Annotated in this window: 5 protein-coding genes and 1 pseudogene; all 6 read left to right on the forward strand. The window is 72.9% G+C overall.

Annotated features, from left to right (window positions below; translation table 11 throughout):
* The first annotated feature begins 185 nt into the window (after positions 1-185).
* Complete coding sequence (locus ACWD3D_RS30515) at positions 186-755, forward strand: histidine phosphatase family protein (protein ID WP_451463987.1); 570 nt, start codon at positions 186-188, stop codon at positions 753-755.
* Positions 756-998: 243 nt separating this feature from the next.
* Positions 999-2,531 carry a CYTH and CHAD domain-containing protein gene (locus ACWD3D_RS30520; protein ID WP_451463988.1) on the forward strand — a complete coding sequence of 511 codons (1,533 nt, stop codon included), beginning with the start codon at positions 999-1,001 and terminating at the stop codon, positions 2,529-2,531.
* A gap of 52 nt (positions 2,532-2,583) precedes the next feature.
* Positions 2,584-4,509 carry a TIGR03960 family B12-binding radical SAM protein gene (locus tag ACWD3D_RS30525; RefSeq protein ID WP_451463989.1) on the forward strand — a complete coding sequence of 642 codons (1,926 nt, stop codon included), beginning with the start codon at positions 2,584-2,586 and terminating at the stop codon, positions 4,507-4,509.
* Between the two features lie 148 nt (positions 4,510-4,657).
* Positions 4,658-5,923 carry a hypothetical protein gene (locus ACWD3D_RS30530; RefSeq protein WP_451463990.1) on the forward strand — a complete coding sequence of 422 codons (1,266 nt, stop codon included), beginning with the start codon at positions 4,658-4,660 and terminating at the stop codon, positions 5,921-5,923.
* 122 nt (positions 5,924-6,045) lie between these two features.
* The gene (locus ACWD3D_RS30535) at positions 6,046-6,825 is read left to right on the forward strand and encodes a TIGR03936 family radical SAM-associated protein (protein ID WP_451463991.1); all 780 of its coding nucleotides are present in this window, start codon (positions 6,046-6,048) and stop codon (positions 6,823-6,825) included.
* A gap of 231 nt (positions 6,826-7,056) precedes the next feature.
* Positions 7,057-7,518: pseudogene (locus ACWD3D_RS30540) on the forward strand (ribonuclease E/G); the annotation flags it as partial.

The raw sequence follows: 7,518 nt of genomic DNA on the forward strand, positions 1-7,518 counted from the left end.
GGTCAAGAAGGCCACCTACCACGTGTACGCGTTCATGGCCGAAATGGGCGAGCAGGTCCTCGCCCGGGGTGAGGACCATCTGGTGACGCGCCCGGTGGCAGCTGCCACCGGGCCGGGGTGCTCTTCGGGGCGGTCGACGCGCGCGACGTTCCCCCCGTGCCTGGCGCGGTGTACGGTCCTCGGCCATGGGCCGACTGGTGGTGATCAGGCACGGCGAGACCGCGTGGAGCCGGACCGGCCGGCACGCCGGGCGCACCGACCTGCCGTTGACCGGCGCGGGGGAGGACATGGCGCGTGCGCTCGCGCCCCGGCTGGTCGAGCGGGAGTTCGTCGCCGTCCGCAGCAGCCCATCGAGTCGCGCCGTCAGGACGGCACAACTGGCGGGCCTGAGCGGCGCGGAGCCCGACGCCGACCTGATCGAGTGGGACTACGGCCACTACGAGGGGCTGACTGCCGAGCAGATCCAGGCGCTCAGACCCGGCTGGGAGCTGTGGCGCGACGGCGTCGACGCCGGCGAGGACCTCGGGCAGGTGGCGGTGCGGGTCGACGCCTTTCTCGGCCGGGTTCGGCCGCTCCTGGCCAGGGGCGACGTGGCCGTCGTCGCGCACGGCCACCTGTCCCGCATCCTCACCGCGCGCTGGCTCGGGCTCGACGCCTCGGCCGGGCGGCGCTTCGGGCACCCGCATCCGGGGACGATCAACACCTTGGGCCACGAACACGGGTTGCCGGTCGTGCTCGGGTGGAACGTGCCGTAGTGGCGGCCGTCCGCGACCGGTCCTGGGCGCGACCACCGCCGGGCCCGATCCGGCACTGGAGCGTGTGGCGAGAGTCCCCTGTCCTGCGACGCCGGGCACGCACGCTCGCCGCGTAGTCGGGATCGCCCCGATCCGTCGAGTATCGGGGCGCCCCTCCGCCCTGCGATCGCACGCACCGGACGCCGCAGGACCCGCCGTCCGGGCGGACCGTGCCACTTTCGCAATACGCTTTAGATTCGGAACATGGCCGACGTGAAGCGCGAGATCGAGCGGAAGTACGAAGCGGCTCCCGGCAGTGGGCTGCCCGACCTCACCGGAGTGGCCGGGACGGCCGCGTCCGTGCCACGCGGGGTCGTGGAACTCGACGCCGTCTACTACGACACCGAGGACTTCCGGCTGGCGGCCGGCTCCGTCACCCTGCGCCGCAGGACCGGCGGCGACGAGGCCGGCTGGCACGTGAAATTCCCCGTCGCCCCTGGCGTACGCGACGAGATCCGCGCGCCGCTCTCCGACGCCCTGCCCGAGGCGCTCGCGGGCCTGATCCGCTCCCGGGTCCGCGACCGGCCCGTGCGCCCGGTCGTCCGGCTGCTCTCCTCGCGGGACGTCCACCACCTCGCCGACGCCGAGGGACGGCTGCTCGCCGAGCTGAGCGTCGACACCGTCCTCGCCGAGCGGCTCACCGAGGACGGCGCCGGAGCCACCACCGGGTGGACCGAGATCGAGGTCGAGCTCGCCGACGACGGCGACCCCGCCTACCTGGACGCCGTGGAGGAGGGGCTCGCCGCGGCGGGCGTACGCCCCTCGGCCTCCGCCTCCAAGGTGGCCCGCGCACTCGCCGAGACGGCACCGGGGGAGCGGCCGGCGCCGGAGGCGGGGGACGAGGAGCCCGGGGACACCGCGGGCGGGCAGGTCCTCGCCCACGTACGCCGGCAGATCGAGACGATCGTCACCCTCGACCCGGCGGTCCGCCGCGACCTGCCCGACGCGGTGCACCGGATGCGGGTCGCCACCCGGCGGCTGCGCAGCGCCTTCAAGACGTACCGGAAGATCCTCGACCGGACCGTCACCGACCCGGTCGGCGCCGAGCTGAAGTGGCTCGCCGCCGAACTGGGGACCGGCCGGGACCACGAGGTGCTGGAGGCGCGGCTGGTCAGCCGCGTCGACGAGGTGGAACCCGCCCTGCTGCTGGGACCCGTGCGCGGCCGACTGGAGCGGTGGGCGGCGGCGGAACGCGCCGGAGCCCGCCGCCGCATCCTGGCGGTGCTCGACGGGGAGCGGTATCTCGCGCTGCTCGGCACACTGGACGCGCTGCTCGCCGGCCCGCCCCTGCTGCCCGAGGCCGGGGAGGACGCCGCCGGGACGCTCACCCGCGCGGTGCTGAAGGACCACGACCGGCTCACCGCCCGGGTCCAGCACGCCCTGGACCTGCCGCCGGGCCCCGGCCGGGACCTCGCGATGCACGAGGCCCGCAAGGCGGCCAAGCGCACCCGGTACGCGGGCGAGGCCGCCCGCCCCGTCCTCGGCAAGCCCGCGAAGCGGCTCGCCAAGCGGGTCAAGGCGGTCCAGAGCCTGCTCGGCGACCACCAGGACTCGGTGGTCGCCCGCGACGCCCTGCGCGCTCTCGCCGTGCACGCCCACGGAGCCGGTGAGTCCGCTTTCACCTGGGGACTTCTGTACGGCCGCGAGGAGGCAGCGGCGGCCCGGCTGGAGCGCCGGCTGCCGCACGTATGGGCACGCGCGTCCGAGGCCCGGTTGCGGGCGGCGCTGAAGAGCTGAGCAGCGGGGTACGCTGGATGGTCACCCCTGCCAGCTCACGAAGGTTCGCGAGATGTCTGCCGAGTCGGTCTTCCCACAGCTCGAAGCTCTGCTCCCGCATGTGCAGAAGCCCATCCAGTACGTCGGCGGTGAGCTGAACTCCACCGTCAAGCCGTGGGACGAATGCGACGTCCGCTGGGCGCTCATGTACCCCGACGCCTACGAGGTCGGTCTGCCCAACCAGGGCGTCATGATCCTCTACGAGGTGCTCAACGAGCGCGAAGGGGTCCTCGCCGAGCGCACGTACAGCGTCTGGCCGGACCTCGAAGAGCTGATGCGCGAGCACAAGGTGCCGCAGTTCACGGTGGACAGCCACCGGCCCGTCGGCGCGTTCGACGTCTTCGGGCTGAGCTTCTCCACCGAGCTCGGCTACACCAACATGCTCACGGCCCTGGACCTGGCGGGCATCCCGCTGGAGGCCAAGGACCGCACGATGGACGACCCGATCGTGCTCGCGGGCGGCCACGCCGCGTTCAACCCCGAGCCCATCGCCGACTTCATCGACTGCGCGGTCATCGGCGACGGCGAGCAGGCGGTCCTGGAGATCACCGAGATCGTCCGTGCCTGGAAGGCCGAGGGCCGGCCCGGCGGCCGGGACGAGGTGCTGTTCCGCCTCGCCCGCACCGGCGGTGTCTATGTCCCGCGCTTCTACGACGTCGAGTACCTCCCGGACGGCCGTATCGGCCGTGTCGTGCCCAACAAGTCGGGCGTGCCGTGGCGTGTGTCCAAGCACACCGTCATGGACCTCGACGAGTGGCCCTACCCGAAGCAGCCGCTGGTCCCGCTCGCCGAGACCGTCCACGAGCGGATGTCCGTCGAGATCTTCCGCGGCTGCACCCGCGGCTGCCGTTTCTGCCAGGCCGGCATGATCACGCGCCCCGTGCGGGAGCGAAGCATCACCGGCATCGGCGAGATGGTCGACCGCGGTCTGAAGGCGACCGGCTTCGAGGAAGTCGGCCTGCTCTCGCTCTCCTCCGCCGACCACTCCGAGATCGGCGAGATCGCCAAGGGCCTCGCAGACCGGTACACCGAGGACAAGGTCGGCCTCTCGCTGCCGTCCACCCGCGTCGACGCGTTCAACGTGGACCTCGCCAACGAACTGACCCGCAACGGCCGCCGTTCCGGTCTCACCTTCGCCCCCGAGGGCGGCTCCGAGCGCATGCGCAAGGTCATCAACAAGATGGTCTCGGAGGAGGACCTGATCCGTACGGTCTCCACCGCGTACGGCAACGGCTGGCGCCAGGTGAAGCTGTACTTCATGTGCGGCCTGCCCACCGAGACCGACGAGGACGTCCTCCAGATCGGTGACATGGCGGTCAACGTGATCGCCAAGGGCCGCGAGGTTTCCGGCCAGAACGACATCCGCTGCACCGTCTCCATCGGCGGCTTCGTCCCCAAGCCGCACACCCCGTTCCAGTGGGCGCCGCAGCTGAGCGCCGAGGAGACCGACGCGCGGCTCAAGAAGCTCCGCGACAAGATCCGTGGCGACAAGAAGTACGGCCGCTCCATCGGGTTCCGCTACCACGACGGCAAGCCCGGCATCGTCGAAGGCCTCCTCTCGCGGGGCGACCGCCGTGTCGGCTCCGTCATCCGGGCGGTGTACGAGGACGGCGGCCGCTTCGATGGCTGGCGCGAGCACTTCAGCTACGACCGCTGGATGGCCTGCGCCGACAAGACGCTCCCCGGCTTCGGCCTGGACGTCGACTGGTACACCACCCGCGAGCGGACCTACGAGGAGGTCCTGCCCTGGGACCACCTCGACTCCGGCCTGGACAAGGACTGGCTCTGGGAGGACTGGCAGGACTCGCTCGACGAGACCGAGGTCGAGGACTGCCGCTGGACCCCCTGCTTCGACTGCGGCGTCTGCCCGCAGCTCGACCTGGACATCCAGATCGGCCCCACCGGCAAGAAGCTGCTGCCGCTCACCGTGGTGAAGTGATCCGCGCCTGAGTGATCCGCCCCTGAGTGATCCGCGCCTGAGTGACCGGCGCGTGACGTGACCGGCGCGTACGCGGGGCGTATCAACCGTGTCCCGAAGACCCGCCCGGGGGAGCCTCCCCGGGCGGGTCTTCCGCATGATGTACCGCATGGAGAGCGAGAAGGCGGGCGGCCGGCGGCAGCCGGGGCCCCAGGTGCCTCGGCAGCGGCCGGAGTACGGCCGGCATCAGGCGCCCGTGACGTACGAGCGGGGCGACGGCTGTCTCGTCGCGTTCGTCCGCGTCCCGGTCCGGATCGTCGCGGTCCTCGTCGTACTGCCGGTGCGGATGGCCTGGGACCTGCTCGTCCTCACCCTGCGCGCCCTGCACCGGGTGCTGCTGCGGCCCCTGGGCCATGGTCTGTCATGGGCCTGGCGGAACCTGGTGGTGCGTCCGGTCGCGTGGGTGTGGACGTATCTGGTGGTGCGTCCGGTCGCGTGGGTGTGGACGTATCTGGTGGTGCGTCCGGTCGCGTGGGTGTGGACGTATCTGGTGGTGCGTCCGGTCGCGTGGGTGTGGACGTATCTGGTGGTGCGTCCGGTCGCCTGGGCGTGGACGTATCTGGTGGTCGTTCCGCTGGTCCGGTTGTACCGCCGGGTGCTCACCCCGGTCGGGCACGGAGTGCGGAGCCTCTACCGCTCCCTGCTGACCCCGCTGGGCCACGGACTCCTCGCGGCGGTGCGGTGGCTCGGCCTCGCGCTCTTCGTCTTCCCCCTCGTCTTCCTGTGGCGGTACGTCCTCGGACCTCTCGGCCTCGCCGTCGCCTGGCTGGTACGCACCCTGCTGGTGGTGCCGCTGGTCTGGTTCTGGCGGTCGGTGCTCAGTCCACTCGGACACGGCACGCTCCGGCTGCTCCGGGCGCTGGGATACGGCCTGGTGTGGTGCCTGCGGACGCTGCTCGTCGTCCCGGTCGCCTGGCTCTGGGCCCGCGTCCTCCACCCGGTGCTGCGCGAGACCGGGGCGGCGCTGATGGTGGCCTGGCGGGTCAGCGGCATGATCAGCCGCGCGGTCGGCCGGGCGGTGGCGTGGCTCTTGCGCACGCTGCTCTTCGCCCCGGTGGCCTGGTGCTACCGCACCCTCTGCACACCGGTCGGGCACGTCGTACGGGACTGGGTGTGGCAGCCCGCCCGGAAGGCCGTCGCGTCGACCGGGCGGGCGGTGCGCGACACGCTGCGGACGGCCCGCGAGGCCGTGGGCCAGACACGGCGGGACGTCTGGCGCGCGTTCACCGGCGGACCGGCGAAGCCGGAGGTCGGCGTACCCGGGAGGGTTACTGCGCGTACTCTGGGTGAGGAGCACCATGCGACACCCGTGCACGGCGTGGCGCCCGCATCCGAGATCTCCCCGCCCGGCGGAACCACAGGCCGGAGGGGGTGAGCCGGAGCGGCCCCCCGTGACGACCTGTACTTCGTGGGCGGCGCGCCACCGCGCCCGCCCCGCACCGAGGAGAAGAACCACTGGGCAAGCGACAGCCCGAAGGCCCGCCGCCCGCACCGGCGGTGCAGCGCATCCGACTGCGCTACACCAAGCGCGGCCGCCTCCGGTTCACCAGCCACCGAGACTTCCAGCGTGCCTTCGAGCGGGCCCTGCGCCGCTCCGAGGTCCCCATGGCCTACTCGGCCGGCTTCACCCCGCACCCCAAGGTCTCGTACGCCAACGCGGCTCCCACCGGCACCGGCAGCGAGGCCGAGTTCCTGGAGATCGCGCTCACCGAGCACCGCGACCCGCAGGTCCTGCGCGACCTCCTCAACGAGTCCCTGCCGGACGGCCTCGACATCACCGATGCCGTGGAAGCCCGGACCTCCGGGCTCGCCGACCGGCTGACCGCCTCCGTCTGGGAGATGCGCCTGGACGGCGTGACCGTCCAGGACGCCGAGCAGGCCGTGGCCGCCTTCCTCGCCGCCGAAACGGTCGAGGTCCAGCGCCGGGCGAAGAACGGTGTGCGCACCTTCGACGCCCGTGAGGCCGTGGTCGGTCTTGAGGCCCTCGATCCACGGCCCGATGGGTCCGTGGACAGTGCTTGTGCGATACTGCGGCTGGTAGTGCGGCACATGACACCCGCCGTACGACCCGACGACGTCCTGTCCGGTCTCCGAGCTGTGGCCGACCTGGCGCCGCCGGTCCCCGTAGCGGTGACCAGGCTGGCGCAGGGGCTCTTCGACGAGGAGTCCGGCACGGTGACCGACCCGCTCGCGCCCGACCGCGACGCACCCCCGGCCGTCCCAGCGGCGGCCCCCGGGAGTGTCGCGACGGCGCCTGAAGGTTCGGGTTCCGCGTAAGGCGGTCGTTGTAGCGCGGCCCCGCGGCTCAGGAATTCAACCGGGGTCGGGCCGCGCACTGACCAGAAGACTTTCGCCAGGCCGTACGCACCACGCGTAGGGAACCGGCGAGCCAGACATCAGCTCCCGTGCGGCGCCCGCGCCCCGGACGGCGGGGTCGCGCACCACGCGACAACCCCGCCGGACCGGAACAGGCGCGGCGCCCGGGAGCGCGACGGGAGAACCGCCCGCATGCCTCAGCCGACCGAATCCGGCACGACCGGAAACAACGAAGACAACACCCCCGGGGACAAGCTGCCGCCGCGCCGCAGGCGCCGCGCCGCTTCCCGCCCCGCGGGCCCGCCGTCCGGCGGAGCCGTCAAGACGCAGGACGAGGCCCCGGCCGCCGAAGCTGTCGTGGCCCCCGCGGAAGTCCAGGACGAGGCCGCCGACGCGGCGGCTCCGGCCCGCCCGCGCCGTCGTGCGGTTCGCAAGGCGACCTCCCCGGCCGGTGCGCCGAAGGCCGCCGCCGAGGAGGCCCCGGTGACGGAGGCCGTCGAGGTCGTGGTGGCTCCGGCCGCTCCGGCAGCCACGGTCGAGGAGCAGGCCGCCGAGGAGCCCGTCGAGGCTCCGGCGCCGCGTGCCCGTCGTCGCGCGGTCCGTAAGGCGACCGCCCCGGCGGGTGCCCCGCAGGCCGCCGAGCAGGAAGCCCCC

Source organism: Streptomyces sp. NPDC002690 (assembly GCF_053592415.1).

Coding starts and splice junctions, on each gene's coding strand:
- ACWD3D_RS30515 (WP_451463987.1), top strand. CDS start 186: ATGGGCCGACTGGTGGTGATCAGGCACGGCGAGACCGCGTGGAGCCGG.
- ACWD3D_RS30530 (WP_451463990.1), top strand. CDS start 4,658: ATGGAGAGCGAGAAGGCGGGCGGCCGGCGGCAGCCGGGGCCCCAGGTG.
- ACWD3D_RS30520 (WP_451463988.1), top strand. CDS start 999: ATGGCCGACGTGAAGCGCGAGATCGAGCGGAAGTACGAAGCGGCTCCC.
- ACWD3D_RS30525 (WP_451463989.1), top strand. CDS start 2,584: ATGTCTGCCGAGTCGGTCTTCCCACAGCTCGAAGCTCTGCTCCCGCAT.